Origin of the sequence: Zooshikella sp. RANM57, from assembly GCF_050749885.1 — a bacterium.
GTDB lineage: Bacteria > Pseudomonadota > Gammaproteobacteria > Pseudomonadales > Zooshikellaceae > Zooshikella.
Genome location: NZ_JBOIUB010000005.1, coordinates 46,442 through 72,630, shown reverse-complemented (window position 1 = coordinate 72,630; position 26,189 = coordinate 46,442). Strand labels below are relative to the sequence as shown.

24 protein-coding genes are annotated in these 26,189 nt (G+C 40.8%); 16 read left to right on the top strand and 8 right to left on the bottom strand.

Annotated features, from left to right (window positions below; translation table 11 throughout):
• The first annotated feature begins 48 nt into the window (after positions 1–48).
• Together nudC and ACQ96U_RS12160 are read left to right on the top strand one after the other, a co-directional pair.
• Complete coding sequence (gene nudC / locus ACQ96U_RS12165) at positions 49–882, top strand: NAD(+) diphosphatase (RefSeq protein ID WP_431721529.1); 834 nt, start codon at positions 49–51, stop codon at positions 880–882.
• 246 nt (positions 883–1,128) lie between these two features.
• Positions 1,129–1,857: a hypothetical protein gene (locus ACQ96U_RS12160; RefSeq protein ID WP_431721528.1), complete on the top strand. Its 729-nt coding sequence runs from the start codon at positions 1,129–1,131 to the stop codon at positions 1,855–1,857.
• 170 nt (positions 1,858–2,027) lie between these two features.
• On the opposite strand, the gene ACQ96U_RS12155 is transcribed toward ACQ96U_RS12160, so the two are convergent.
• Positions 2,028–2,345 (bottom strand): SCP2 sterol-binding domain-containing protein, encoded by a 318-nt coding sequence (locus tag ACQ96U_RS12155; protein ID WP_431721527.1) that lies wholly within the window; start codon positions 2,343–2,345, stop codon positions 2,028–2,030.
• A gap of 478 nt (positions 2,346–2,823) precedes the next feature.
• Between ACQ96U_RS12155 and sohB the strand changes: the two genes are divergently transcribed.
• The 5 genes from sohB (at position 2,824) to ACQ96U_RS12130 (ending at position 9,364) form a co-directional block, all read left to right on the top strand.
• Positions 2,824–3,864, top strand: a complete 1,041-nt coding sequence (sohB, locus tag ACQ96U_RS12150) for a protease SohB (protein ID WP_431721526.1) — start codon at positions 2,824–2,826, stop codon at positions 3,862–3,864.
• Positions 3,865–3,904: 40 nt separating this feature from the next.
• Positions 3,905–4,906: a YhdH/YhfP family quinone oxidoreductase gene (locus ACQ96U_RS12145; RefSeq protein WP_431721525.1), complete on the top strand. Its 1,002-nt coding sequence runs from the start codon at positions 3,905–3,907 to the stop codon at positions 4,904–4,906.
• 17 nt (positions 4,907–4,923) lie between these two features.
• Positions 4,924–5,349, top strand: a complete 426-nt coding sequence (locus ACQ96U_RS12140; RefSeq protein ID WP_431721524.1) for a secondary thiamine-phosphate synthase enzyme YjbQ — start codon at positions 4,924–4,926, stop codon at positions 5,347–5,349.
• 146 nt (positions 5,350–5,495) lie between these two features.
• Positions 5,496–8,471, top strand: a complete 2,976-nt coding sequence (locus ACQ96U_RS12135) for a DUF3857 domain-containing transglutaminase family protein (protein WP_431721523.1) — start codon at positions 5,496–5,498, stop codon at positions 8,469–8,471.
• A 359-nt stretch (positions 8,472–8,830) separates the two neighbouring features.
• Positions 8,831–9,364, top strand: coding sequence for a ProQ/FINO family protein (locus ACQ96U_RS12130; RefSeq protein ID WP_431721522.1), 534 nt, complete (start codon positions 8,831–8,833; stop codon positions 9,362–9,364).
• A gap of 75 nt (positions 9,365–9,439) precedes the next feature.
• Here the strand turns inward: ACQ96U_RS12130 and ACQ96U_RS12125 are convergent, their stop codons facing one another.
• From ACQ96U_RS12125 to ACQ96U_RS12105, 5 genes are all read right to left on the bottom strand, one after another.
• Positions 9,440–10,045 (bottom strand): glutathione S-transferase family protein, encoded by a 606-nt coding sequence (locus tag ACQ96U_RS12125; protein ID WP_431721521.1) that lies wholly within the window; start codon positions 10,043–10,045, stop codon positions 9,440–9,442.
• A gap of 302 nt (positions 10,046–10,347) precedes the next feature.
• A complete protein-coding gene (locus ACQ96U_RS12120; protein ID WP_431721520.1) occupies positions 10,348–11,115 on the bottom strand; it encodes a hypothetical protein in 768 nt (255 codons plus the stop codon).
• 295 nt (positions 11,116–11,410) lie between these two features.
• On the bottom strand, positions 11,411–12,622 hold the full coding sequence (fabB, locus tag ACQ96U_RS12115) for a beta-ketoacyl-ACP synthase I (protein WP_431721519.1): 1,212 nt from the start codon (positions 12,620–12,622) through the stop codon (positions 11,411–11,413).
• Between the two features lie 29 nt (positions 12,623–12,651).
• Positions 12,652–13,167, bottom strand: a complete 516-nt coding sequence (gene fabA / locus ACQ96U_RS12110; RefSeq protein WP_431721518.1) for a 3-hydroxyacyl-[acyl-carrier-protein] dehydratase FabA — start codon at positions 13,165–13,167, stop codon at positions 12,652–12,654.
• A 211-nt stretch (positions 13,168–13,378) separates the two neighbouring features.
• Positions 13,379–15,271, bottom strand: coding sequence for a hybrid sensor histidine kinase/response regulator (locus ACQ96U_RS12105; protein WP_431721517.1), 1,893 nt, complete (start codon positions 15,269–15,271; stop codon positions 13,379–13,381).
• 270 nt (positions 15,272–15,541) lie between these two features.
• On the opposite strand from ACQ96U_RS12105, the gene ACQ96U_RS12100 reads away from it, so the two are divergent.
• The 6 genes from ACQ96U_RS12100 (at position 15,542) to ACQ96U_RS12075 (ending at position 21,236) form a co-directional block, all read left to right on the top strand.
• Positions 15,542–16,588: an NAD(P)H-dependent glycerol-3-phosphate dehydrogenase gene (locus tag ACQ96U_RS12100; RefSeq protein ID WP_431721516.1), complete on the top strand. Its 1,047-nt coding sequence runs from the start codon at positions 15,542–15,544 to the stop codon at positions 16,586–16,588.
• Between the two features lie 29 nt (positions 16,589–16,617).
• Positions 16,618–17,079, top strand: coding sequence for a phosphohistidine phosphatase SixA (sixA, locus tag ACQ96U_RS12095; RefSeq protein WP_431721515.1), 462 nt, complete (start codon positions 16,618–16,620; stop codon positions 17,077–17,079).
• A gap of 353 nt (positions 17,080–17,432) precedes the next feature.
• Positions 17,433–18,245 carry an alpha/beta fold hydrolase gene (locus ACQ96U_RS12090; RefSeq protein WP_431721514.1) on the top strand — a complete coding sequence of 271 codons (813 nt, stop codon included), beginning with the start codon at positions 17,433–17,435 and terminating at the stop codon, positions 18,243–18,245.
• Positions 18,229–19,119: an alpha/beta fold hydrolase gene (locus ACQ96U_RS12085; RefSeq protein WP_431721513.1), complete on the top strand. Its 891-nt coding sequence runs from the start codon at positions 18,229–18,231 to the stop codon at positions 19,117–19,119. The genes ACQ96U_RS12090 and ACQ96U_RS12085 overlap by 17 nt, the downstream gene beginning before the upstream one ends.
• 164 nt (positions 19,120–19,283) lie before the next feature.
• On the top strand, positions 19,284–20,186 hold the full coding sequence (locus ACQ96U_RS12080; protein ID WP_431721512.1) for a DUF4892 domain-containing protein: 903 nt from the start codon (positions 19,284–19,286) through the stop codon (positions 20,184–20,186).
• Positions 20,187–20,207: 21 nt separating this feature from the next.
• Entirely contained in the window at positions 20,208–21,236 is a 1,029-nt protein-coding gene (locus tag ACQ96U_RS12075) for a patatin-like phospholipase family protein (protein ID WP_431721511.1), read from the top strand.
• A gap of 4 nt (positions 21,237–21,240) precedes the next feature.
• Here the strand turns inward: ACQ96U_RS12075 and ACQ96U_RS12070 are convergent, their stop codons facing one another.
• Complete coding sequence (locus tag ACQ96U_RS12070; protein ID WP_431721510.1) at positions 21,241–21,744, bottom strand: lactoylglutathione lyase family protein; 504 nt, start codon at positions 21,742–21,744, stop codon at positions 21,241–21,243.
• A 101-nt stretch (positions 21,745–21,845) separates the two neighbouring features.
• Between ACQ96U_RS12070 and ACQ96U_RS12065 the strand changes: the two genes are divergently transcribed.
• The 3 genes from ACQ96U_RS12065 to ACQ96U_RS12055 all read left to right on the top strand — a co-directional run bounded on the left by ACQ96U_RS12065 (position 21,846) and on the right by ACQ96U_RS12055 (position 25,532).
• Entirely contained in the window at positions 21,846–22,721 is an 876-nt protein-coding gene (locus ACQ96U_RS12065) for a LysR family transcriptional regulator (protein ID WP_431721509.1), read from the top strand.
• A gap of 451 nt (positions 22,722–23,172) precedes the next feature.
• A complete protein-coding gene (locus tag ACQ96U_RS12060) occupies positions 23,173–24,543 on the top strand; it encodes an alkaline phosphatase family protein (protein ID WP_431721508.1) in 1,371 nt (456 codons plus the stop codon).
• 314 nt (positions 24,544–24,857) lie between these two features.
• A complete protein-coding gene (locus tag ACQ96U_RS12055; RefSeq protein WP_431721507.1) occupies positions 24,858–25,532 on the top strand; it encodes a substrate-binding periplasmic protein in 675 nt (224 codons plus the stop codon).
• A gap of 3 nt (positions 25,533–25,535) precedes the next feature.
• On the opposite strand, the gene ACQ96U_RS12050 is transcribed toward ACQ96U_RS12055, so the two are convergent.
• Complete coding sequence (locus ACQ96U_RS12050; RefSeq protein ID WP_431721506.1) at positions 25,536–26,144, bottom strand: class I SAM-dependent DNA methyltransferase; 609 nt, start codon at positions 26,142–26,144, stop codon at positions 25,536–25,538.
• Positions 26,145–26,189 lie beyond the last annotated feature (45 nt).

The window sequence follows — 26,189 nt, the reverse complement described above, 5'->3', positions numbered from 1 at the left end:
TATTAAGGTTACTGTGAACGACAGCTGAAGAGCTTACAAGGTAGTACCATGAAAGTTTTGCTCGACCCTTTGCCCTTTACACCCTATGTATCTTCTAACCTGTCAGCCTATACAAAGCATGTTGTATTTATGAATGGGCAGATTGTTTGTTGTACAGCAACTCAGTCACCCTTGTTAACAACATCCCAATGGCAAGTGTTGCAGTCAACCTTAACCTCTCCGCCTTTATCGTTTAGCTTAGCGCTCTTTCAGCAGCAGCATGTCGCTGGGCATGTGTTACCTGCTGACTATGATCTTCCCACAACGTTTGAACTAGTGCCTCTTAGGGCTGTGCTTATGTCATTGTCAGTGGAGGTAGCAGGGTTACTGAATTATGCCATGCAATTGGCTGATTGGCATGATTTGCATCGTTATTGTGGGCGGTGTAGTCAGCCACTAGCTGATCACCCGACAGAGCGTGCCAAAGTATGTCGTTGTGGGGCAAGAAGTCGATATCCGACAATTAGTCCTTGTGTCATTGTATTAATTACAAAGGGCGAGCAAATGTTGCTGGCTCGAGCACCTCATTACCCTGAAGGTCGGTATAGTACCATTGCTGGCTTTTTAGAACCTGGTGAAAGTGTTGAACAGGGATTAAAGCGGGAAGTTAAAGAAGAAGTGGGGGTTGAAGTATGCAACCTTCAGTATAAAGCCAGTCAACCCTGGCCGTTTCCTAATTCACTTATGTTAGGGTTTCGCGCTGATCATAAAGCAGGTGAAATCGAAATTGATAACCACGAAATTATTGCAGCTGACTGGTTCAGTCCCAGTAATCTACCACAACTGCCTCCTCCAATTTCAATTGCACGCTGGTTGATTGATGATTTTTTATCGTCGGGATGAACAGGCATATTCCTTCCTACTCACTTGTCACATTTTTGCTTAAGCAAAAGTTAACTCTTTTCGTTAAGACGCTATAAGAAATTGCAGATTGTTGATTTTTTTGACTAGTCTTGGACTATGCCTATTGAGTTAGGCTGTACCTGTTATTTTGTTAATTTGGTGCTTATTATTCAAGGCTGGTGTTTAGCGGTGATAAACACAAGTGATCTGTAGAGTGCCTGTCATAAAAGGTGAAGGGATGCGACTATGATGTATCTGGCTATTGCTGGAGTCATGTGTTTTATTGCATTACTCATGTTTTTGCTAGGATTGCGATTATTATTTTCTGTGCAATGGATTCTTGGGTGGTTGCGAGGTACTTTTGGGTTACTCGCGTTGGCGTTGAGTTTGTTTTTAACATGGGCTGCCTTAGATGTGACGGATTATGATGAGCTGGCATTTAACGAAGCATTAGCCACTGTGCGTTTTAAAGAAAATCAGCCTAATCAATTTCAAGTCACATTTAGCGAAACTCAAGGCGTCAGCCATTATTTACATTTAAATGGAAGTCAGTGGCAAGTCACTATTTATAGTTTAATGACTAACTCTGCATTACAGAATTTTGGTATTCCTGCTGGGTTTAAGTTTGTTAAAATTGAAGGGGTTGATGATCAGCAGGTCATTAGCCATAAAATGTTGACAGAAAGTCGGTATGGGCTGGATATTTGGCATACTTTACAACGTTTTAGCTGGCTTATACCACAGGTGACGGCTAAGGAGTTTGTCTCAACACCTCATCAAACCAAAGCAGATGCTTTGTATCGGATATCAATGACTATGAGCGGGGTTGAGGTTAAAGTGTTAAGTAGTGGTGGACAGCAGAAAAATAATGTGAGTCCTCAGTCAGAAGCGCCTGCTGCACCATCACCAGAACAAGCTGAAGCTGGAGACAATTCAGCGAACGACCAATCTACATCTGGCACTGAGTCAGAATGAATATCTGTTAAATACTAAAAGTGAAGTATCTAATGTTTAATGAGGTTTATTGGTAGGCGTAAGCCTGCACACCTTTGAGTGTATATATTGTACAGTTTACGCCTTGCTATATTCCTTTGTGGGTTTAAAAGGAATGTAAAAATAATCTTATCAATAGCTGCTACGTTTCACTAATTAATAGGAAACAGTTCGCTCAGTTTAGTCGCTAACATGACATTACCTTCAGCACGTAAGTTGCCTGCCATAAAGGCTTGCATGCCATCTACTTCCCCAGTCATGATGCCGTCTAATGTTTCAGCGCTCATAATTAAGGTGACAGAAGGATCATCAGAAGCACCATCAATGATTTCACAGGTACCTTCTTTCACGATAATGTGGTAGGTGTCACCATCTTCAATATCAAGCTGAAAAATAACATCAAGACCTTCAGCCGCACCAGGGTTGAACTTTTCCTTCATGTCTTTGAGGGTATTAGCAACAGTTGTCATTGTCGAAATCTCACAAGGTTAGTTTATTGGTACAAAGTTTAAAAACAGAAAAACTGTTCCTTAGAAAGCATGCTTCACTATGCGTGATTTTTTTGAGCATGTAAGCCTTCCATGTTTTTTACAGGTACCTATCATAGGTTTTACTGATTTAGCATACCTTTGTTGTGCTCTCGTGCGAGTACACAGAAAATAGTGAAAACTTGTCGTTTAAAATAACTTGGTGTCAGCAGATTATGCAGTTTAAGCTAGGCTGTCAACCCGGAATCATACAATTGTTTGAATCTGGAGAAGGGTGTGCTGATGGCGTACTAGGTAGTTTTATTTTTTCAAAAGATGGCCAGTTTATAAATTGCTGAAATGAAAATACCTGGTGTTAATGCTCGGTCTTTAGGGTTATTTTTGCTAGAATAACGCCCTATTTAGAAAAACCTGGCGACGTGGATGTGCTTTATCCGTTGTGTTTTATGGGAGGATAACCTTGGAATTTTTGGCTGAATACGGTTTGTTCATTGCTAAGGTCGTTACAGTAGTCGTTGCTGTACTGATTTTAGTGGCTGGCATTGTGGCAATAAATAGTCGACATAAGAAGTCAGTCGCTGGACATATTGAAGTTAAAAACTTGTCTAAACATTATACTGAAGTAAAAGACACGTTACGTAATGCGGTATTGGATAAAGAAACTTTAAAAGCATTACATAAAGAGGAAAAAAAGAAGGAAAAACAGGCACAGAAGAAGACGGATAATGAGAGTGAACCGCGTCGTTCTCGTTTATATGTCGTTGACTTTCATGGGGATATTAAAGCGTCTCAGGTTGATTCGTTACGAGAAGAAATTACGGCTATTTTGAGTATTGCTGAGTCACAGGATGAAGTGCTTGTACGCCTAGAAAGTGGAGGCGGTGTTGTTCATGGTTATGGTCTGGCGGCTGCTCAGTTAAATAGAGTGCGTGACAAAGGCATTCCACTGACCATTGCAGTTGATAAAGTGGCTGCAAGTGGTGGCTATATGATGGCCTGCGTGGCGAATAAAATTATTGCAGCGCCATTTGCTATTCTAGGTTCTATAGGTGTTGTTGCGCAGTTACCCAACTTACATCGACTGCTGAAAAAACATGACATTGATTTTGAACTCCATACGGCGGGTGAGTACAAACGTACATTGACCGTTTTTGGCGAAAACACAGATCAGGGACGTAAAAAGTTTCTTGATGACCTGGAGGATACCCACGAGCTATTTAAAGTATTTGTTCAAGAACATCGTCCTGTTCTGGATATGGAAAAGATAGCAACAGGTGAGATTTGGTTTGGACGTCGAGCACAAGTGGTGAACTTGGTTGATGAGCTAAAAACCAGTGATGAATATTTAACTGCTAAAGTAGATGAAGCAGATATTTATCATGTGATGTATGAGCATAAAAAATCGCTACCAGAAAAGTTGGGTATAGCCGTACAGACAGCTGCTGACCGTTTGCTTTTACGTTGGCTGCAGACACTACAATGGGGTCGCTTTTTTTCTTAACGGCGCCGGCTGCTATTAGTTTTCTCAGTCCGGAGGTTAAATGACACAGTTTAAGGCATTATGGGTTGAAAAGGATGCTAAGCAGAATAGTTATGTCCAACGGATTGTAACGCGAGACACTGCAGATTTGCCGGCAGGGGAGGTGTTGATTCGTGTTCACTATTCCTCTCTCAACTTTAAAGATGCCTTATCGGCTATGGGTAATCGAGGCGTCACCAAGCATTATCCGCACACACCTGGTATTGATGCATCGGGTGTTGTGGTATCCAGTGATCATCCTGATTGGCAAACAGGACAAGAAGTGATTGTGACGGGTTATGATCTGGGTATGAATACATCGGGTGGGTTTGGTCAATATATTCGTGTACCTGCTCAGTGGCTGGTTCCTTTACCTGCTGGACTGTCTCTTTATGATGCAATGGCTTTGGGCACGGCTGGACTGACAACGGCATTATGTATTAATAAGCTTTTACGAATGGGACTCACTCCAGCGTCAGGCTACGTTTTTGTGACTGGAGCAACTGGAGGGGTGGGTAGTTTAAGTGTGTCGCTCCTTAACCAGCTCGGTTATTCTGTCGCGGCAAGTACTGGCAAGCTGGAACAAGCAGACTACTTGAGCCGGTTAGGGGCCAATATGATACTTGATCGGGAAACTTTATTTGAAGGTAATGATAAGCCTTTACTTAAACCCCGTTGGGCTGCAGCTATTGATACAGTGGGTGGTGACATTCTGTTTAATGTGATTAAGTCACTGCAATATGGTGGTATGGTTGCTTGTTGTGGCATGGTCGCTTCGCCTGAGTTCAGCGCCAATGTTTATCCTTTTATTTTACGTAGTGTCAGCTTGCTTGGCGTTGATTCAGTTGAAGAAGCCATTGAAACCAAGCAACGAATGTGGCAAAAGCTTGCATCTGAATGGCGAATTAAAAAATTACCAAGTATTGCTCGAGAAATACCATTAACCCTTTTACCTGAATATATTCAGCAGATTTTTCGAGGTAAAGTGGTGGGTAGAGTCGTGGTTAATATGCAGTCAGTTTAAGAGGGGTAAGTCATTTCATGTGGGCACAAAAGACGATTAAACTACGTTCTCGTCCACGAGGTTTTCATTTGGTTACAGATGAAGTACTTCAACAACTTCCTGAGCTGTCTCATTTAAAAATAGGCTTACTGCATTTATTTATTAAGCATACGTCAGCGTCACTTGCTTTAAATGAAAATGCTGATCCCACGGTTCGAGAAGATCTGGAAATGTTTTTGAATGAGCATGTGCCTGAAGATGCTCCCTATTTTCAGCATATTTATGAAGGACCTGATGATATGCCGGCGCATATTAAGTCAATCCTGATCGGTACCTCGTTGTCTTTGCCGATAAGTGAGGGGCGGCTGCAACTTGGAACGTGGCAAGGCATTTACCTAGGTGAGCATCGAGCAAGAGGAGGCCCCAGACTGATTATTGCGACAGTCCAAGGGGAGTACTTTTAATCGTTTGTAATGTATTGACTTGTTAAGCGCCACTGGCAAAACAATAAACTCTGCACCATAGTAATTATACTCAGAATATATCTATTCCTGATTTAGTGAACAGATGTGTCGAGAGTGTACTTGTCATGGATTGCAGGAATTAACGCATGAGAGATTGTGGGCGGGATCTGGTAGGGTACTGGCTATGGCTTAGTCTTTTAATCAGTAGCTTGCTCAGTATCCACACTGATGTACACGCGTTACAAGGTGTAGAGTTAAGTGAAACCCCTGATTGGGTAGAACATTATCCAGTGAATTTACCTGAACCTGTGCCTGTAGAAGAAGCCATAGGGGGGGAGTATTATTTGCTGGTTGATCAGCAAACTCGTGCCATTGATACGCTACAAAACTTTTTTCACTATGCTGTAGTTGCACTGAATACACAGGGCGTAGAAAGTGTTGCTCAAATTAGTGTGACCTATGATCCTACCTACGAGCAATTGCAGCTCCATGACATAAAAGTACATCGTAAAGGTCAGCATCTTGACCGACTTCATTCGGCAGATATTAAATTAATGCAGCGTGAGTCTGAACTCGATGCGCAAATTTATGATGGGCGCATGACCGCGAATATTATTTTAAGTGATGTGCGGGTTGGAGATATCATTGAGTATAGCTATTCAATTATTGGTCAAAACCCAGTGTATCAAAATATCTTTGCTGACCGGTTGGAGCTGCAGTGGTCGGTGCCTGTTTATCAGCAGTTTTTTAGGTTACTTTGGCCAAATAATAAGCCGTTAGCAACACTGCCTGTTAATACAGAATTAACATTGGTACAGCGAGAATTGGATGATTTTACGGAGTATCGTTTACAGCAACAGCAAATTGCTTCGTTAAGGCGAGAAAGTGAAACACCTGGTTGGTATAATCCTTATCCTCGAATTTATCTCAGTGAGTTACAACAGTGGCAACAAGTTGCTGATTGGGCTCGTCCACATTACCAGCTTCCTACCGAGCTATCATCTGCGATTCAGTATTTACATAAACAAATAATGCAAGAAGGCTCCACATCTGAAGCAAGAGTGGTAAAAGCACTGCACTATGTTCAAAGTGAAATTCGTTATTTAGGCATTGAGATAGGCGTGAGTTCACACGTACCCAGTGCGCCAGAAATTACACTTAATAGGCGGTTTGGCGACTGTAAAGACAAGACCATGCTTTTATTAGCGTTGCTTAAATTGCAAGGTATTGAGGCTTACCCTGCGCTAGTTCACTCCCGTTATCGCCATACAGTTGCCAATTATTTGCCAACGCCTAATGCGTTTAATCATGTTATTGTTTACGCTAAGGTCGACAACCAGTGGTATTGGCTGGATCCTACTTTACTTTATCAGCTGGGTAGCTTGCAGTCGTTGTATCAGCCTGATTATGGTGTAGCGTTAGTGTTGCGGGAAGGAGAACAAACACTAACATCACTTGAGACTAAGCCTCATGCGAAAAAGGAAGTAAAGGAATGGATTGATTTATCAGGGGGGGTGGGTGAGCCAGCGACTTATCGCATTGAAACACATTATTTTGGTAAGGAAGCTGAAGATTTTAGAGCTTATTTAGCGTTAAGTGGTAAGCAGAAAATACAACAGGAATATATTAACTACTACAGTAAATTTTATCCTTCTATACAGCCTTTGAACCCACTAACCATTAAAAATGAAAAGGCTGATTTTATTGCCACGGAAGAGTTTTATGTGATACCTGAGTATTGGCGTAGAGATGAAGACACAAGCCGAACAGAAACCTATTTTTATTCCAATGCACTGTATCCTTACGTTATTAAACCTAAAATAGTCCGGCGGCAGGCGCCTTTAGTCGTGGCTTATCCTGCCGATGTTAAGCAATCAATTGAAATACAGTTGCCTTTTGCCTGGCAAGTGGAAACCGATGATTATGACAATGATAATCAGTTTTTTCAGTACAGTGATAGTGTTGCCTATGATAATTCATCAAATACGTTAATACTAAATTATCATTATAAAAGTAAAGTCAGCTATATCTCTCCTGATAATCTCAATGAGTATTTAAGTCTAATTAAGCAAATAGATAAACGACTGGATTACTATATTTTTCATCAGTATGAACAAGAAGGAATAACGCCAACATTATCAGCTGAGCAAAACTCATGGGGTGGGAAATGGCATCTTATTATCATCGCAACATTAACATTAGTATTTGCTGCATTTACTTATGCAGGCATTGAATACAGTTATGACCGACAGCTTCGATCCCCAATTTATGTTGTGAGCTTTGTGAAATTTATTACGTTAACCATATGTACATTTAATATTTATTGTTTGTATTGGTATTGGATGAATCGCCGTACTTTCATGGGTGCTGTAGGTTATGTTCGGGCATTGTTGATGGTATTTTTATTCCCTGTTGCATTACCCTTTCTTTATTTTTCGGCAATGCGAGCTAATCATCATAAATATCCCTTATGGGGATTTATGTTGGGAGTAGGGTATTTGGTGTTATTAACATCTTTATGGTGGTTACCTGCGCCGTGGAATTTTATTGCCTTGTTATCAGGTGTTTTTTTATTGCCATTAGTTAAACAAGTAAATAATTATGTTAAATGTTTTGAAAATGATACCCAAACAAACCATGAATGGCGGGCTCGACATGTATTGCTAACCGTGGTTTCCTGCTTTTTTATTATGTATCAGTTCGCTACCTATTTGAGTTTTATGCCCAGTAGTGAAGTCATTGCGGGTGATCAACTCTGGAAAAAGGATTTAAAGTTTATGCATCGCAATGGTTTGCTGCGTACTGATGAGAAATTACTGTATTTTTATTCTGATGGCTTATTTTCTTTTCAGGAAGATGGGAATGCTGTCACTAATAAAAGGGTATTATCGTATTGGCGTGATGATTTGACTCAACAGCTAAATGTGGAAACAGCAGGATTCAATGAAATTATCAATATTGATGTGGATCGCCAGCTACTTAAGGATAACACCATTATTACCGTGACGAGAACGGATGGTTCGCAATTTATTTTATTTGTCTCTCAGAAAGGGAGAAAAGACCATTTTTTCACTCAAAAGTTATTAACTCTCTGGCAGGGAGAAACACAAACGTCCTTATAGATGCTTAGTGTGTACTAAGCATATCGCTTACTCTATAAAAAGAGCATTTCCCCTTTGCAGTAGGCTGGTTTTTCTTCATGATATGTTGAGATGTAGATTGGTTAATATTGCAATTTAATACTATTTCTCTAACAATATTGGAGACACTTGTAGTATAGTTATGGCAATATGTGTTTGTAAGTAAGTCCTTAATGAGCCACATTAATCATCTTTATTACTACAAGTATACAGTTTTAGGATGTGTGGGGGGATGTATCCAATATCTCCTTGGTAAGTAGGCGCTATGGATAGTGCGTGAATATGTTGTTGGTGTATATCCTGGGCAAGGGGTATATATCCTATAAGGAATAGGAATTATTATGGTTGATATGCAGGTAGCTGATCACCAGGTCAGGAAGATCGTTCGTAAAAAAAAGCAAGTTTTTCATGTGAACAATGGAAAAATTAAGGTTGTAACTCGCAGTAAGCGACAAACTGCAACGTCTCTCACCGCTTCTCATAAATCATCATTAGCTGATATTTCTCAAGCAACTCACCCGGATGAAGTTAAAGAAACTAAAGAAAAACACATCTTGCCTATACCTCCAGAACTAGCATCATTACGTTTATCGGGTCGTGCTCGATCCCGTTATCTTCGAGGTTATCGCTGCTATCTTTTATTAGCGGAACAATGGCCGAAGGCCTTTGATATTAAAAGTCCTAAACCATTAAAAGTTGGTATCAAAGAAGACTTGTTGAAGATAGCCGATGTCAGTGAAGGACAGATTAAGCAAGGACTTCGTTGGTACTGCCACCGCTCAGTGTATGAAAAAACATTAAAGCAAGGTGCAATGCGGATAGATCAATTTGGTGAACCTGCAGGTTTTGTCTCCAAAGAAGAAGCTAAAGTTTGAATCTGTGAGTTTGGTAACTGCTCACTCTTTAATGTGCTTCTTTTTTGGAGTGAGCGAAACTATTTTCTGTGCTGATTACAGAAAGTGAGTGTTAGTTTGAGTATTATGTGTCTTTGACTTGGGTGGCGAAATGAAGTTAGGCAGTGTTTGCATGCGGTTGACCCATTTCAGAATATGCGGATAGTCTTTGAATATGGCATCTTCAATGCCAGTGGCTGTTAGCAAGGGGTAGCACGCTATATCTGCAATGGTTGGACGATGTCCAATTAACCAGCTTGCCAGTTCAAGTTGTTGCTCTATTAAGCTAAGTCCAATATCTAAGTGTTGCCACTTTTGCTGTACCGTTGAGTGATGATTCGCGTTTGGTAGCCAATCACCTCTAGCAATATTGAGCCACTGATTAACACGGGCTAGTGCTGGAGGGGTTGATGGCATCCATAATTCACTGGCATAGGCTCGGCTCAGGTAGATAAGCATGGCACTTGTTTGAAATAGCTTTAAAGTGCCATCATGCATAATGGGCATATTGCCTAAGCCATTAGCAGCCCAGGAGGCATAACGTTGCTCGTGCTGAGGTGCTTCACTGAAAGGACGTTGCCTGAAATTAACGCCTAAAATTGACATCATCAAATGAACGCTATACGCATTGAGAGAGTCTTCGCAGCAAAAAAAAGTGATCATATTAGCCTCTAACCCTTGAGACTTAATTCAAGAAAACACTCAGCACTGAGCATTAGAAATAAAACAAATTACTATAACGTTAAGCTTTCCAGCAATAATATGTGTTACATAACCTGCTTAGCTTAGGTTGATCACCTTAATGTTAGTATACTACAAGTGTTTTTCTTCTATGAGAAATTATCGTCATAAAACATAGGTTATTGTCTAGCTGCTCTGTAATGCGGCAGTCCCTGTTAATGGTTATTTACTTTCAGTGATAATTAATTGCTTGCATGAGTGGTAAGAATGACGTCATTTATATGTCAAGTACAGGCCCCAGCTTGGAGTAAGCCTTGAAAATGAGTTTTGGGGACAATTAACTTAAGTGTTGGTGGCTCTTCCTGTTGACTGGGGTGCATGGGTTGTAAATAGGGCGATGGATGGCAGTATTTATTGTCTACCTGTTGGAAACGATTGTTGTTGTTCCAACGTAAGCAGTTACCCTGTTTTTTAATAAATAAATTACCTTTCTGGTTCCAGGTAAGGTCCTTAGGTTCTAACTCAACTAAGGATAGATCCCAGGCGGGTGTTGTATATTCTGTTACAAGGTTTAAATTATCATCAAGGAGTTGTAAGCATTGCTCACAGCCAATGCTTAGCCGGATATCTTTTACTGTGAACTCTCCCGTTTTGGTTAATAAAATAGGATCGCCTTCAGTTGAATAACCTACTACAGCAACATGGTCTAAATCTGAGCAGCCGAGACCTTGAGTAAAAATAGCTTTTGTTACATGGTAGCGTTTGGTTTTTTTGTCATTGGGAAGTGTGCCACGAACAGGAAATGAAACCAGTGTGTAACTGGGGGTTAGCATGGCTTCTCGTTCAATATAATCATCCCAGTCAACAGAACTTAAATTTAGAGACATGGTGACGCACTCAAGAAGATGAGCAGGACATTCTGCCAGTAAGACGAGAGGTTCGACCTTACTTGCTGTAGCTTGAAAAGAAAGTGATAACCCTGCAATAAATCCTGTAATCCATGTCGTAATGGTGGTTAGTTGTTTAAGTGACGGAACTGGTTTTTTTGTCATACGAAACCTTTTGCATAAAAAAATAAACTTGCCGTATAAAGTGGTTGTTTAGCAAGTTATTTTTCCTACAGGGTGATCTATGTGGAAAAATGGATTGTATTATGGATATATGGTTCCGGTTTGTAGGGGAAAGGACGATGACAAAAAAAATTAAACAAATGTTTGTTTGGTATGTGTTATACTTGCCTTGCTTTTGTTTTCTTAGGAAAACATTCAGAATGAGGCATAAAAAAAGCGGTGTTGGGACAAGCAACACCGCTTTTTTTGTGGTACCAGATTGCTCTGGACGTTCTTTTTAGAACTTACGGAACACTAAGGTTGCATTCGTACCACCAAAGCCGAAACTATTGCTCATAACGGTGTTAAGTTCAACATTTTGCTGAGTGGTTGTCACTAGGGGCATACCTATTACTGCTTCATCTGGCGTAGTCACGTTAGCGGATGCACAAATGAATTTTGATTCCATCATTAGCAAGCAGTAAATTGCTTCATGGACACCTGCAGCACCAAGAGAATGGCCAGAGAGTGATTTGGTTGAACTGAAGACAGGGACTTTATCGCCGAATACTTGCTTCATAGCTCCTAACTCGGCAACGTCTCCTACTGGCGTACTGGTGCCGTGGACATTGATGTAGTCTATAGGCGTATCAACAGTATTCAAGGCTTGTTGCATACAGCGAATAGCACCTTCACCTGAAGGGGCAACCATGTCATAGCCGTCAGATGTAGCACCATAACCTATAACCTCAGCATAAATTTTAGCGCCACGTGCTTTAGCATGTTCTAGTTCCTCAAGTACCAGCATGCCGCCACCACCAGCGATAACGAATCCGTCACGGGTTGCATCATAGGGACGAGAAGCTGTTTCCGGGGTATCGTTGTATTTGGTTGAGAGTGCTCCCATCGCATCAAATAGTGCTGTTTGAGACCAGTGTTCCTCTTCACCACCACCTGCAAAAATGATGTCTTGTTTACCCAGCTGAATCTGCTCAACAGCGTTACCTATACAGTGTGCACTTGTCGCACAAGCAGAGGTAATTGAGTAATTCACACCTTTGATTTTGAAAGGTGTTGCAAGACAGGCTGAAACCGTGCTGCCCATGGTCCGTGGAACACGGTAAGGACCAACACGCTTGATACCTTTTTCACGAAGAATATCAGCAGCTTCAACGATGTTTTCTGAAGATGCCCCACCAGATCCTGCTATAAGACCAGTACGAGGGTTGGATACATCTGTTTCAGACAGTCCAGCATCTTCAATGGCTTGTTTCATTGACAGAAAAGCATAAGCGGCAGCTTGTCCCATAAAACGCAATTGTTTACGGTCGATATGCTCACTTAACTCGATGTTGACTGTACCAGAGACCTGGCTGCGAAAGTTTTTGTCAGCATAGCTTGGGTTAAAGCGAATACCCGATTGGCCTGCTTGTAGGGAAGCCAGTACAGAGGCTTTGTCATTACCCAGACAGGAAGCGATCCCAATGCCTGTAACAACTACACGTTTCATTGACAATTAACCTTGTTTTCGTTGTGCATTCAGAATGATTCAGGCGTTGTAAATAAACCTACACGCAGATTATCTGCAGTATAGATATCTTTGCCATCAACCTTGACTATACCATTAGCAATACCCAGTACAAGTTTCCGCGATATAACTCGCTTAATATGGATATGGTATGTGACTTTTTTGTGAGTCGGTAAAATTTGTCCAGTAAATTTAACTTCACCACTACCTAATGCGCGTCCACGGCCAGGAAGCCCTTTCCAACCAAGGTAAAAACCAACCAGTTGCCACATGGCATCGAGTCCAAGACAGCCAGGCATTACTGGATCTCCAGGAAAGTGACAGGCAAAAAACCACAGGTCAGGGTTAATATCCAGTTCAGCGATAATTTCGCCTTTTTTGAACTCACCTCCGGTTTCATTGATATCTGAGATACGGTCAATCATCAGCATATCAGGGATAGGTAACTGTGCGTTACCAGGACCAAACATCTCGCCTCGACCACAGGCTAGGAGTTCTTCACGAGTAAAAGCGTGTTTACGGGTCATCAGTTATTCCTAGTCGAATCACATAACAAGATAGTGCATGTTGCAATGCAACGCATGAGACCTTGCGAATAAGTTTTAGTAAGTGTGCAAGGTGTGGGGTGACATGATTATGTTACGGATAGAACAAAAACACCGACTCATTGCACCAAGCCGGCAACTATATCATTAAACTAAGAAGCGATTAATGGCTGTTTGAATTTTTTAACAAAATTCAAACATTGGATGGCTTGACGTAATGTGAACGATTGTTCTGTTGTTGAGAGGAAAATGCTTTCAGATATTGCGCCAGCTTGTCATGTAACTGGTTACGGGTAAATGGTTTATTCAGAAAATCATCCATACCACACGCGATGCATTGTTTTTTTACCTCCGTGGAGGTTTCTGTGATCAGCGCAATAATAGGCGTTTGCTGTTGGCTTTTCGCTTGCTGCTGTTTTATTTGGCGACAGCATTGAAAACCATCAATATCAGGCAGATAGAGGTCCATTAAGATGAGCGCATAGTGTTGTGTTGTGGCTTTTTGGTAGGCTTTTACACCATTTTCAGCCGTATCAACTTGAAAACCCATCACACCGAGCATACCTGTTATAACCGTTTGATTAACAGGGTTATCTTCCACTAGGAGCACTGAGGCTGTTTGGGGAGAGGAAGCAGGTGTTTTAAGAGCGAGAGAGGTGTGTGTTTGAGTGTTGCTGACCTGAATGGGGACACTAAAGCTAAATGTTGACCCTTGTTCTTCTATGCTTTTTACAGTGAGAGTTCCTCCCATAAGACTAATCAGGGTTTTGGCAATGCTTAAGCCAAGGCCACTACCACCATACTTTCGTACTTTGAAGGTATCTGCTTGTTGAAAAGGAGTGAATATATGGTCGAGGCGATCTTTGGCTATGCCTATTCCAGTATCAATAACATGACAGGTAAGAACTGTAGGCTGCTTGTCTCGTTTTTTGATCTGCGCTTTGAGGGTAATAGACCCCTGGTGAGTAAATTTAATGGCATTGCTGATTAAGTTGATAATGACCTGTTTAAGCCGAGTTGCATCCGCAGTCACTTGCAATCCAGGAGGTATGCCAGAAAATTGGGTAACCAGTTGTAGACCTTTGGCTGCAGCATGGTGTTGGAATGTGCGAACACAGCTTTTTAGCACTTCATGTAGATTAAATATGCCTTCTTCAAGTGTGAGCTGTCCTCGCTCAATTCGGGAAAAGTCTAGAATATCATTGATGACTTTCAGTAAATGCTCCGTAGAGTTACTGGCAATCTTGATATATTCTCGTTGTTCATGGCTAAGCTCTGTGCAATCCAGCAGTTGTAGCATACCCAAAACACCATTCATGGGCGTGCGCAATTCGTGCGTCATCATGGCTAGGAAATCACTCTTTGCTCGACTGGCCATTTTGGCCTGGTGATTGGTTTGTATAAGCTCATTGGTATAGTGCTGACGCTGTTGCTCAGCTTGCGTTAATGCTCGTCCTAGATGATTAACTGCTGCTACCAGAGGGCGGAGTACACCCGCTTTGTGAGGGGGAAGTTGTACAGTGTTGAAAAGATTGGACTCAAAGTGTTGAAGGGTTTGAGTGATGTTTTGGATTGGTTCAGTAATAGACTTAGCTAGATAATTCACAATGAGAAAGGCCACCAATAACGTAACACTACCTGTTACGATAACGGTGACTAAATACGGCAGTTGTCCAGTATGTTCAAAGTCTCTCGACAGTCCTACGGTGATTCGACCTTGGTAAAAAGGTGATGCAGGTGAGTAGTTTAGGTTAAGTTGATATTCAATCCTTTCACTATATTCTTCATAGTCATTCTCTGTGAGTGATATAAGTGGCGAGCCGTCATGGTACTCTATGTGGATATAACAAAGCGCATCTTCATCAATTAGCGACTTAAGCTTTTGCTGGACCTCTGGCCATGGACTATGGTCAAGGGCTTGAGCAATGTGTAAAGCGTGTGATTGAAGGCGATGTGAAATGCTGATATCTAACAGTTGCTGGTTAGAAATGATGGTGTAGCTAATGAGTAAAATAAACATGACGATACACGGCAACATACCGAGTAAAAGGGCTTGATGCTTTATCGTCCACCATCCATGTCGCATGAAACTTAGCCTTTGTGTAATACCTTAAATCACTGCAAAAAAGTTTTTTATCAACATCATTCAATGAGGGTTATTACCTGGGTTAAGGGGTAAACAGCTCTCATAGGTGCTTATAAGTCATACTAGGTGAAGTTGAACAAAAGTGAGTAAAGCGAAACAAAATAAACACATAAGTGTGTATACCTGGGTAGACGAAATCTGTCGTCCCTCTATAGTATGGTATAAATAGTAATATATAAGCTTTGAATTCAATTAGTTGGAAAGTAAGGCATGAGTGAGAAGGGTATGGGCAGTAAGCAGTTGATTGCTGAGTATAAAGTCACTGTTGTAGGGGGGGGGAGCTTTGGTAGTGCTTTGGCTGATATTGTTGCCGCGAACAAGTTTAGTGTTTGTCAATGGATGCGCAGTCAATCTCAGGCTGATGAGGTGAATCAGCACCATACAAATACCCAGTATTTACCTGATTACCCATTACATCCTGCCATTGAAGCGACCACTGATTTAGCGTATGCCCTTAAAGATTCTGACGTTATTCTGGTTGCTATTCCCAGTAAATCATTCCGCACGGTTGTACGTAAAATTCAACCGTTTGTTCAGCAACAGATGGTGGTTAGTACCACAAAGGGTATTGAAGCAGACTCGTTTAAATTGATGAGCCAAATTCTTGAAGAGGAGCTACCAACGGCAACTGTCGGTGTTATTAGTGGGCCTAACCTGGCCAAGGAGATTGTTGCTAAAGCATTGACGGCAACTGTAGTGGCCAGTGATAGCGAAGTTTTATGTCAAACACTACAGATATTATTACATACTGATTATTTTCGCGTTTATTCAAGTACGGATAGATATGGTGTTGAGTTAGGTGGTGCGTTAAAAAATATTTATGCCATTGTTTGTGGTATGGGTAATGCCTTAAATATGGGCGCAAATACACAAAGTATGCTAATGACCCGCGCACTGGCGGAAATGAGCCGCTTTGCTGTAATGCTTGGGGCCAACCCGCTCACCTTTTTAGGGTTAGCAGGTGTCGGCGATTTAATTGTGACTTGTACTTCACCCTTAAGCCGAAATTTTCGTGTGGGCTATGCGGTGGGCAAAGGCAAGTCGCTGGATGATGCTGAAGCTGAGTTAGGACAGGTTGCTGAGGGGGTGAATACCTTGCGCTTGGTTAAGGCGAAGGCGGATGAGCTTGGGGTCTATATGCCTATTGTTCAGGGACTTTATGCCATCCTTGAAGAGCAAAAGCCTATTGCACGAGTTATTCGGCAGCTTATGTTGGGTGAACAGAAAGATGATGTTGAGTTTACCCTGCATTCTTAATAGATCAATAAATGGGTTGAGATGTGGTTATGAAAGTAATGATTATGCGTCATGGAGAAGCAGAGGCTATTGCGCTTTCAGATGGTGAGCGGCCATTGACGGCAGAAGGGGTTAATGAAGTAACACAGGTCGCTGAGTTGGTTGCCGAAGAGTATAACGTGTCAAAAGTAATGGCCAGTCCGTTGCTTAGAGCACAACAGACAGCTTCACTGATGGCGGCTGGTTTAAATGTGGCTGGCGTTGAGACGTTGGATGAACTGGCACCAGACCATAAGCCTGAAAGTGTGTTTAAAGTGTTGGCTGATGTAGAAGCGGACGTTTTATTATTAGTCAGTCATATGCCTTTAGTGGATCAATTAGCAGGTTGGCTGCTTGATGGTACCCGAAAGAGTCCGATAGCCTTTCCTACCGCGACGGTGGCTGTGTTGCATGCAGAGCATTTGGCCCCCGGTGTTGCTGAACTGGAGCGTGTTTTTCTTGCACCAAGTTAATGGAAAGAGGCGGTATTCATATATTTGTTTGGGGGGGAAGGAAAAGGCGTAGGTGAGTTAAGTGGTTTAACGCGTTAGAACAGCATAATGCCGTATTTTTAGCGAGAGAGAAGATGGACTTGTTAGTGGGTAAAAAGGGATAGGCAAATAGAGTCTTCTTTCATAATGGCTGATCGTGGTATTATCTTCTTGTAAAAGTATTTACACATAAAAGTAAAAAATAAAAACACCCATATTTATGCAACAGTTTATGTGTATATGAGCCTGACTAAGATAACTGTTTGCTCATTACTGTTTGGATAAAACAGGATTGTTTTACCATTTTATCATTATTTGTATGTTATTTATTAAACATGTCATCAACTCAAATTCACTTTTCTCATGCCAATGGTTTTCCTGCTCCCAGTTATCGTCAACTGTTTTCGTATTTAGATAGCTTTGGGTATAACGTAGGGTATTTAGCCCAACATGGTCACAACCCTCGTTTTCCGGTAAATGATAACTGGGAACACCTGGTTGCAGAGCTCATTCATACCGTTCGGCAACGATACCAGCAACCAGTGATTGCTGTCGGTCATTCACTGGGCGGCTTTTTATCATTGTCCGCGGCCAGTCAGCAGCCGCAATTGTTTCGAGCTGTTGTAATGCTTGATTCACCATTACTGACGCGTATGGATCAAACCGTTGTCAGATTGGCAAAAAGACTAGGTTTTATTGATCGAATTACACCAGCAGGTCGAACCCAGGGGCGTCGCACAAATTGGCCTGATATAGACCAGGCGAAAGCTTATTTTGCGAGTAAATCATTATTTAAATACTTTGAACCTGCCTGTTTGCATGATTATTTGACGTATGGTTTACAGGAAAATAATCAAGGTGTATCGCTGCGTTATGATGTGGCAACGGAACTACAGATTTATCGAACCATTCCTCATCAGCCACTCAGAGCAAAATTGACAGTGCCTACGGCATTACTCTTTGGACAACATAGTCGCGTAGTGGCTCACCGGCACCGTCGAATGATTACTGGACGCTATCGTGCACTGGTCAGGGAAGTTCCAGGAGGGCATATGTTTCCCTTTGAGCATCCCAAGGAAACCGCCGAGCAGATTCATCAAGTTATTACTCACTTATTGATGAGAGGGGAATATGCAGTCTCCGCCTGAGTCGCTATCCATCAAGCTGCCTTCAGGCCTGACTTTAGCAGGCTTACGTTGGGGAGCATCACACCGGCCCTTGGTATTGGCACTCCATGGGTGGTTGGATAATGCTGCAACCTTTAATGAATTGGCGCCTTTGTTATCTGACTTTCAAATACTGGCCATTGATTTTGCTGGGCATGGTTTGTCAGATCATCGACCTTATGGAGTGTCCTATCATATCTGGGACAATATAACGGATGTATTAGGATTAATGAATGAAATTGGCTGTAATACCTGCCATGTGTTGGGCCACTCAATGGGTGCCATTGTGGCCATGTTGTTAGCCGTTACTTTTCCTGAACGAGTCAAGTCTATTGCGTTGATTGATGGGTTATGGCCTTTAACCAACAAGCCAGAAGAAGGTCCTACACAGTTACGTAAAGCATTGATGCGTCAGATCCAGCATCATCAGCGACGTATGCCAGTTTATTCTAATTTTGATGAAGCACTTGCTGCAAGACAGCGAAATACACCTCTTTCTCTCACAGCGGTTCATCATCTTGTGGAGCGTGGTTTACAAAAACTGCCTACAGGCTGGCAATGGCGAAATGACTTACGACTTACGTTGCCTTCTCCTGTACGTCTGACTGAAGAACAGGCTGATGCTTTTGTTCAACAATTGGATAAACCAAGCCACTTATTTTTAGCTTCCAATGGACTATGGCAGCAGTTTCCTTATCTACAAGAAAAAATGTCAACGTTAAATACGATTACTGTGACAGAAGTGCTTGGGCATCATCACTTTCATTTAGAAATTGAAGGGGCGATAATTTTAGCGCCATTATTACGTGCTTTCTGGCACCACTATAGTGAGCCAAATGCCTATCGCATTGAATGAAGCTCATAGTGCTATTGATTAGTTTTATTTGAGTTGGTTTTATCAGGCAGACAACACTTGAGGCAGGTTAAGCTTATTACTGCTAAAAAGGCTAAAAGATGACTACCTGATGACACAGAGGTTTACTAAACTAACAGTATACATGACAAGGGTTAGTTAACTACATGTATTGCGTTAAATATCGAGCTGTGATGTTGTTGATGGTCATGTTGTCTACTATGGCGATGGCGAAAGCCGATTTGTTGGATATTGCTCCTTATCCAAATGCACAAATAGAGCATGAAGAACAACGCGATGTTGCCAATCATCAGGTCGTTTTGAGTGCCGTTCGTAAAGTAGATGGTTTGCTCAGAACAGACAAAGAGTTATGGCTGGATGGTATTTTACACCGCGTGGTTTACCAAATACCCACTGGACATTCGAATAAAGATGCGTTTGATTATTTTGTTGAACAAATAAGTAAAAGTGGCTCGACGGTTTTATTTCGCTGTGAAGAACGGCGATGTGGTAGTAGCAATATGTGGGCTAATCAGGTATTTGAAGTGGCTAGGCTTTATGGGCCGGATCGGGAGCAATATTATTTAGTTGCTAAACATTTTGAGCAGCAACAACTGTATTACATTGCACTGTACACGATTCGTCGAGGAAATCGACGCGTCTATGCGATGGTTGAAACATTTAAACCTAAACAGAAACCAGCAGAACAGTCCCTCATTAATGCCGATGCATTATTAACCCAGTTAAATGAGGAGGGCTTTGCTGATGTTTTTGGTATCCCTGATGAGGTTAATCAAATAGCAGATAATGTTAATTATCAGGCTTTAAAACGACTTTTGACAGAGCATTCATTACAGCTAGTGATTGTAGGACAAGGTTCTTGGCAAGTGAGTTCACAAGCGTCGCTGTCTTCATCATTACAAATGGGATTGGAATACGCGAAAAAAATACAACAACAACTCATTCAAGATGGTGTTGCAGAGAAAGATATTTTGGTGATGACATCGGGACCGGCACTGAGTATTAATCATCAAACATTACCAACCATTCGGATTATTAAGCAACAGTAGAGGTATTTAAAAAATTGTAATATGACCTTTTCCCAGTTAAATCATGAACCAAAACCAGTAACGGTATCATTGGTTCTAGGCAGTGGGGGTGCAAGGGGCTACGCTCATATAGGTGTCATCGATGAATTGGTAGACCGTGGTTATCAGATTGAATGTATTTCAGGGTGTTCCATGGGGGCCTTAGTGGGGGGGCTGTATGCAGCAGGAAAACTTGAAGAGTATCGTGCATGGATTAACTCCCTTGATTATATTGATGTAATCCGCTTATTGGATGTGAGCTTCAATTTAGGAGGGATTCGCGGAAATAAAGTCTTTGAAGTTATTAATGGTATGTTGGAAAGCGTACGTATAGAAGACTTACCGATTCCTTACACTGCCGTGGCAACGGACTTAGTCGCACAACAAGAAATATGGTTTCAGCGGGGATTATTACAGGATGCAATTCGCGCGTCGATTGCTATTCCCAGTATTTTTACACCCGTTATTAAAGGAAATCGATTTCTGGTCGATGGTGGTGTATTAAACCCTCTACCCATTGCTCCGACAATATCGGTTCATACGGATGTTATTATTGCTGTTGATTTAAGTAGCAATAAACCTGACCATGAATTACCCAGTAATAATAAATCAAAAAAATCACTGTCTAAAGTCAAAAATAGAGGCCCATTTGATCGTTGGTTTGGTCAGCTACGTAAGCGCACACAAAGCCTGTTTGAAAATGGTAATAAAAAAGATGACTTTTCTAGTATAATTAATGAAACTGGTGATAATGTCTTAAAAAAAGGCATGATGGAAATTATTAACCAGTCATTGGAAACCATGCAAAGTTCGTTAGCGCAATATAAAATTGCAGGTTATCCACCTGATGTACTAATTGGCATTTCGCGAAATGCCTGTCGTTTTTATGAATTTTATCGCAGCCAGGAGCTTATTGATTTAGGACGAATGGCAGCGAAAAATGCACTGGACCGATTTGAAGGTATAGAAACGATTCCCAAACATCAAGGTCCAGTGGTGATTAATGATGACAGTGAAGACCTCGCAATTTAATGAGCTAGTCGTAACTACCAACTGCATATATGGTTTCATAACTATGGCTGTAAATTTCTAATATATTGCCAAAGGGATCTTCCATATAAACCATACGGTATGGGTGTTTTCCTGGATAATAATAACGAGGTTTTTCCATTCGTTTTTTTCCTCCTGCTAAAATAATTTTTTCCATAAGACCCTCTACATCAGGATCTTGCACACAGAAGTGAAAAATACCTGTTTTCCAGTATTCAAAGTTATTATCTGGATTTTGTTGATTATTAAATTGAAAAAGCTCAACCCCAATACGATCTCCAGTTGCTAAGTGAGCAATTTTGAACGATTGCCAGCCAGCCCCAAAAACATCGGTACACATTTGCCCTATGGCACTTTGGTTTTCAATAATCCGTGTTGGCTGCATGACCAAATACCAGCCTAACACTCGAGTATAAAAGTGAACGGCTTTTTCAAGATCAGGAACCGAGATACCTATATGGGAAAAGTTACGAGGGTAGGGTGCTTTCATTAACTAACCTGTTAAACCAAGTGATACATTTTCTTGTAGTTTAAGAAACCAGGAAGTTAATATAAAATTATCATTTATGATGGTAATGATAATTTTTTGTTATGATAAGTCAAAATTTTTTACGTACCTTTAGAGTGCTAGTTCAGACGGGTAACTTTACGCGAACTGCTGAACAATTATATATGACGCAGTCTGGCGTCAGTCAGCACATTAAAAAATTGGAAACACAGCTAGGGCAATTATTATTGAACCGCTATGGTAAACGATTTGAACTCACGAGTGCAGGTGAATTATTGTTCGATTTTGCTATAAAACAGCTTACGGCAGAATCAGAGTTGTTGAAATCGCTTGAAATGGATAACCCGCATGTGGGGCAGTGTAAAATAGCCTGTTCAGGTCCTATGGCTATGCAGCTTTATCCTGAACTGTTGAATCTGCAAGTGCACACTCCTACTTTGACGTTCTCTCTTGAAGCTGCACCGAATGAGACCATCATCGAGCTAATTAAAAATAACCAGTTTGATTTAGGCATTGTCACACAACAAGTTAATGATCATGCATTAATGCAACAATGGGTCGGTACAGACGACCTTTGTCTTATTGTGCCCAAGGGAAAACAGGTTAATTGGTCATCTTTGATGAATTTGGGGTTTATTAATCACCCCAGCGGGCATCACTATGCTTATCAATTACTGGAACAAAACTTTCCTAATGAATTTGTTACTATGAATCAATTACCAGAACGTAGTTATGTTAACCAACTTGCACAGATTTTACTCCCGATCTCTCACGGTATAGGATTTACTGTTATTCCTAAGTCGACGTTAGATGTCTATCCATACCTGAACAAAATTAGAGTGGTGACCTTAGATAAACCTGTGGCAGAAGATGTTTATTTGGTCAGTAAAAAACATAAACCGCTTCCAGTCAGGTATCAGTTAGTGACAAGTTTAATTAAGCAGTTATGGACAAAGTGATAGGAATGTATTGGTGTTGTTGTAGGCATAATGAGCTAATCGCTTACCCATCTGATTATTTATTCCGCCCGCGACAGATGACCATCCCTGGTCTCTGTCGCTATCAATGCTCCCTGCATCTGCTCCATAAACAAAAATGGCACGCTTGATCAATATTTTGTGTGACATCGGCCATAAGGATATGGCAGTCGAGTTTTCAGGGATGGATTTACGACGTATTGCGTGGTGTTATGCCTTACTTTAGCTGCATTATCGTAATAATATGAGGAACAGTAAAATACTCTATTGCATTCTTCAATAAAAGCCTATCAATAAATCTAATCGTCAATAAAACGATTTAAAAATGTCATTAGCCATGGTCATAGTGATGTTGTTTCAGTAACAATGTGATTATTTTTGTTTATTTATTTTTGCTTTTTCTAATGCAAGGACGCATTTTTAAGGATTTTTTATGGCTAAATTTAAGGGAATAATTAATAAATTAACCATAACGACAATACTTTCCATTTTTTCTGTTTGCAGTTTTGCGGCAAATGGTGCAAAAAAAGTATTATTAGTCGGTGTTGATGGTACACAGTATGAGCGTGTTATGGCATTAAATACTCCTGCATTTGACCGACTCAATATTATTAAGGCTTATACCGGCGGTGTGGCGGGGAATAAGTCTGAGCAAAGAACGGTCAGTGGCCCAGGCTGGACGACGATTTTGACTGGTGTATGGAAAAATAAACATGGTGTTGAAAGTAACTCTGATGGATTGGCAAACTCAAACTGGCCAAGTATTTATCGTTATTTACACGACGCGAATCGTCAGTTGAAACTTTATGGTTTTTCAACATGGGGACCTATTCATACTCAATTTTTTGCAAATGATATGGCGTTTTTATCCAGTCGAGCCGAAGGTGGGAGTGATGATGACAATGTGAAGCGTACGTTAAATATACTCTATCATGATTCTCCTGATTTTATCTTTTTACATTTAGATGAGCCTGATGCGGCAGGGCACAGTCATGGTTTTGGACATGAATATGATGAGTCAATCATTCGTTCAGATCATCGCTTGGGTTTATTGTTGGATGCTGTCGAGCATAGAGAGCAGACATTTGGTGAAAACTGGTTAGTGTTGGTAACAACGGATCACGGGCGTGATTTTATGGGTAAAGGTCATGGCAGCCAAACAAAACAGGAAAAGACCATTTTTATTGCCAGTAATAAACCATTGAATAAAAAATACCAAGATATCATTGCATTACCTAATAAAAGTTTTGGTGGAATTTATGGCTTGCCTGCACAAACATACATTGTACCAACCATATTAAATTTCTTTGGGGTTATGTCAGATATTCATTGGCGACTGGATGGATTACCACTGATCGGTGATATTAACGTAAACCGTATCTATGCCAATATTGGTGGTAAAAAATGTGGGCTGGAGTGGGATGTAAATACGGCTTCAACCGCAACCATTGGTATGAATGAACATGTAGCGAAGTTTGATTGTGACGGCCATGCTGATCCTTTATTTATTAAGGGGAATAAAATATACGCCAATATTTTTAATTCAGGCTGCACATTACAGTGGGATGTGGATAAAGGAACGCCATTAACATTGGAAGAAAGTGAGCATGTTGCAAAGTTTGATTGCACGGATTATGGTGATCCATTGCAAATAAAAAATCAGCAGATAGCTTCCTACATTGATGACCAACTGTGTGGATTCCAGTGGGATGCTGATGCGGGTACACCGATAACCTTAGGACGAAATGAGCATGTCGCGAAGTTTGATTGTCAAGGCAGCCCCGACCAACTGATTATTGAATAATACTTTCAGAATAGTCTATTAGCGTTCGAATAAACCCACATAAACTACGTGATTATGTGGGTTTATTTTTGGGGCTGACATGAAAAGTAATCTATCACGTGTTAGAAAACTACAAACTGATCTATAATTGAGCTGTTGCTTATATATTAATTGTGAATATTTTTTAGGTTTTATACCCATAACAAAAGGCATATAGATTATTATCGCGAAATGGGCAATAGTTTATGAAGAAATACTATCTGCATGTTAGCTTTACACTGATAGTGAGTGTAATAGGGGCTAATGCGGGTAATCTATTTGCCGCAAATCAGTCTTTGTCTGAGATTAAAGTTGCTCTTGATGCTTGGCCACCATTTAGAATTCTTAATCAGGATCAGTACTCAGGTATAGATATTGAACTGTGGGAACGCTTAGCGGATCAAATGCAGTTGCAAGTCACCTATGTCCGTTGTCCTTGGGGGCGATGTTTACGCATGATGAAGGAGGGACTTGTTGATGTGATGGGCGGTTTGGCTTATCGTGATGAAAGAGCGGAATATATGTATTATATTTATCCTGCTTACTATTCTTGCTCTACGGTTTTTTATAAAAATAAGCGTGAAGATTTTTTTATAAAAAAGTATGAAGATTTATATCATTATGAAGTGGGCTTTGTTATTGGATCGGCTTATTTTTTACCTTTTGATAAAGACAGCAAAATACCTAAAAGGGGAGTAGGTACTGAAAAGCAACTTTTAAATATGTTAGGGCTTAGTCGCATTCAACTCATTGTTGGCACAGATTGCCAAGCAGATTATGAAATTGCCCAATCTTCTTATCAGCACCTTTTTGAAAAGGTTTCCTATAGACCTAATAATAATGTTAAGTTACATATAGCAATTTCAAAAAAGTCGTCTTATCTTGGTAAAGCTCAAGCTTTTCAAGATGCATTGATCACTTTAATCAAAGAAGGCGCTATTAAAGATATTAGTGCCTCATATTTCAACTAAACGCTATGTGTCGTCATTGGTTGATTGAGTTTGCTTTTGCGCTACCCCCATCAATACCGGCCTAGTTTGTCCCTGACTTTCCAGTGCAAAAGGTTGACTTAACGCTGCCGTAGAGAGTCCAGCACTTGAAAAAGCCTGTTCAATACAATGTTCTGTTAGACCAAAGTCAAAGTCTGCATTTGTTTTAAGCCAATCCCACTGGATAAAAAAAGCATTTGGTTTAAGCATTTTAGCTAATAACTGAAGGGTTTCAGCGTAATTAGGTAAAAAACCACAAACAGATGAAGCAACAATTAAGTCGAAATCAGCAAGTAATGATGGATGCTCTTCTTGTGTTGACTCAGTTAATGATGTTGCAAAGCTATTCACATTAGGTAGATTTTTACTTTGTAGAATTTTGATCATTTTTGGTGATGAGTCGAGAGCAATAATGTTTGCTGCTAACGGTGATAAACGTTCTGTAAGTTGTCCAGTACCACAGCCAAAATCAAGTACACGAAGTCCTGTTGGGTTTATGGTGTTGATCAGTGACTCAAAGGCATGGTTTGCATAGGTCGCCACATCAGGCATGTTATCCCACGCTTCTGCATAATCGTCCCAACTCTCTGACATTACTTATCCTTACCTGAAATATTGAATGAATGTATAAGATTGAGA

Excerpts from the sequence above, each read along its gene's own strand:
- nudC (WP_431721529.1), top strand. The coding sequence starts at position 49 with ATGAAAGTTTTGCTCGACCCTTTGCCCTTTACACCCTATGTATCTTCT.
- ACQ96U_RS12160 (WP_431721528.1), top strand. The coding sequence starts at position 1,129 with ATGATGTATCTGGCTATTGCTGGAGTCATGTGTTTTATTGCATTACTC.
- ACQ96U_RS12155 (WP_431721527.1), bottom strand. The coding sequence starts at position 2,345 with ATGACAACTGTTGCTAATACCCTCAAAGACATGAAGGAAAAGTTCAAC.
- ACQ96U_RS12145 (WP_431721525.1), top strand. The coding sequence starts at position 3,905 with ATGACACAGTTTAAGGCATTATGGGTTGAAAAGGATGCTAAGCAGAAT.
- ACQ96U_RS12140 (WP_431721524.1), top strand. The coding sequence starts at position 4,924 with ATGTGGGCACAAAAGACGATTAAACTACGTTCTCGTCCACGAGGTTTT.
- ACQ96U_RS12135 (WP_431721523.1), top strand. The coding sequence starts at position 5,496 with ATGAGAGATTGTGGGCGGGATCTGGTAGGGTACTGGCTATGGCTTAGT.
- ACQ96U_RS12130 (WP_431721522.1), top strand. The coding sequence starts at position 8,831 with ATGGTTGATATGCAGGTAGCTGATCACCAGGTCAGGAAGATCGTTCGT.
- ACQ96U_RS12125 (WP_431721521.1), bottom strand. The coding sequence starts at position 10,045 with ATGATCACTTTTTTTTGCTGCGAAGACTCTCTCAATGCGTATAGCGTT.
- ACQ96U_RS12120 (WP_431721520.1), bottom strand. The coding sequence starts at position 11,115 with ATGACAAAAAAACCAGTTCCGTCACTTAAACAACTAACCACCATTACG.
- fabB (WP_431721519.1), bottom strand. The coding sequence starts at position 12,622 with ATGAAACGTGTAGTTGTTACAGGCATTGGGATCGCTTCCTGTCTGGGT.
- fabA (WP_431721518.1), bottom strand. The coding sequence starts at position 13,167 with ATGACCCGTAAACACGCTTTTACTCGTGAAGAACTCCTAGCCTGTGGT.
- ACQ96U_RS12105 (WP_431721517.1), bottom strand. The coding sequence starts at position 15,271 with ATGCGACATGGATGGTGGACGATAAAGCATCAAGCCCTTTTACTCGGT.
- ACQ96U_RS12100 (WP_431721516.1), top strand. The coding sequence starts at position 15,542 with ATGAGTGAGAAGGGTATGGGCAGTAAGCAGTTGATTGCTGAGTATAAA.
- sixA (WP_431721515.1), top strand. The coding sequence starts at position 16,618 with ATGAAAGTAATGATTATGCGTCATGGAGAAGCAGAGGCTATTGCGCTT.
- ACQ96U_RS12090 (WP_431721514.1), top strand. The coding sequence starts at position 17,433 with ATGTCATCAACTCAAATTCACTTTTCTCATGCCAATGGTTTTCCTGCT.
- ACQ96U_RS12085 (WP_431721513.1), top strand. The coding sequence starts at position 18,229 with ATGCAGTCTCCGCCTGAGTCGCTATCCATCAAGCTGCCTTCAGGCCTG.
- ACQ96U_RS12080 (WP_431721512.1), top strand. The coding sequence starts at position 19,284 with ATGTATTGCGTTAAATATCGAGCTGTGATGTTGTTGATGGTCATGTTG.
- ACQ96U_RS12075 (WP_431721511.1), top strand. The coding sequence starts at position 20,208 with ATGACCTTTTCCCAGTTAAATCATGAACCAAAACCAGTAACGGTATCA.
- ACQ96U_RS12070 (WP_431721510.1), bottom strand. The coding sequence starts at position 21,744 with ATGAAAGCACCCTACCCTCGTAACTTTTCCCATATAGGTATCTCGGTT.
- ACQ96U_RS12065 (WP_431721509.1), top strand. The coding sequence starts at position 21,846 with ATGATAAGTCAAAATTTTTTACGTACCTTTAGAGTGCTAGTTCAGACG.
- ACQ96U_RS12060 (WP_431721508.1), top strand. The coding sequence starts at position 23,173 with ATGGCTAAATTTAAGGGAATAATTAATAAATTAACCATAACGACAATA.
- ACQ96U_RS12050 (WP_431721506.1), bottom strand. The coding sequence starts at position 26,144 with ATGTCAGAGAGTTGGGACGATTATGCAGAAGCGTGGGATAACATGCCT.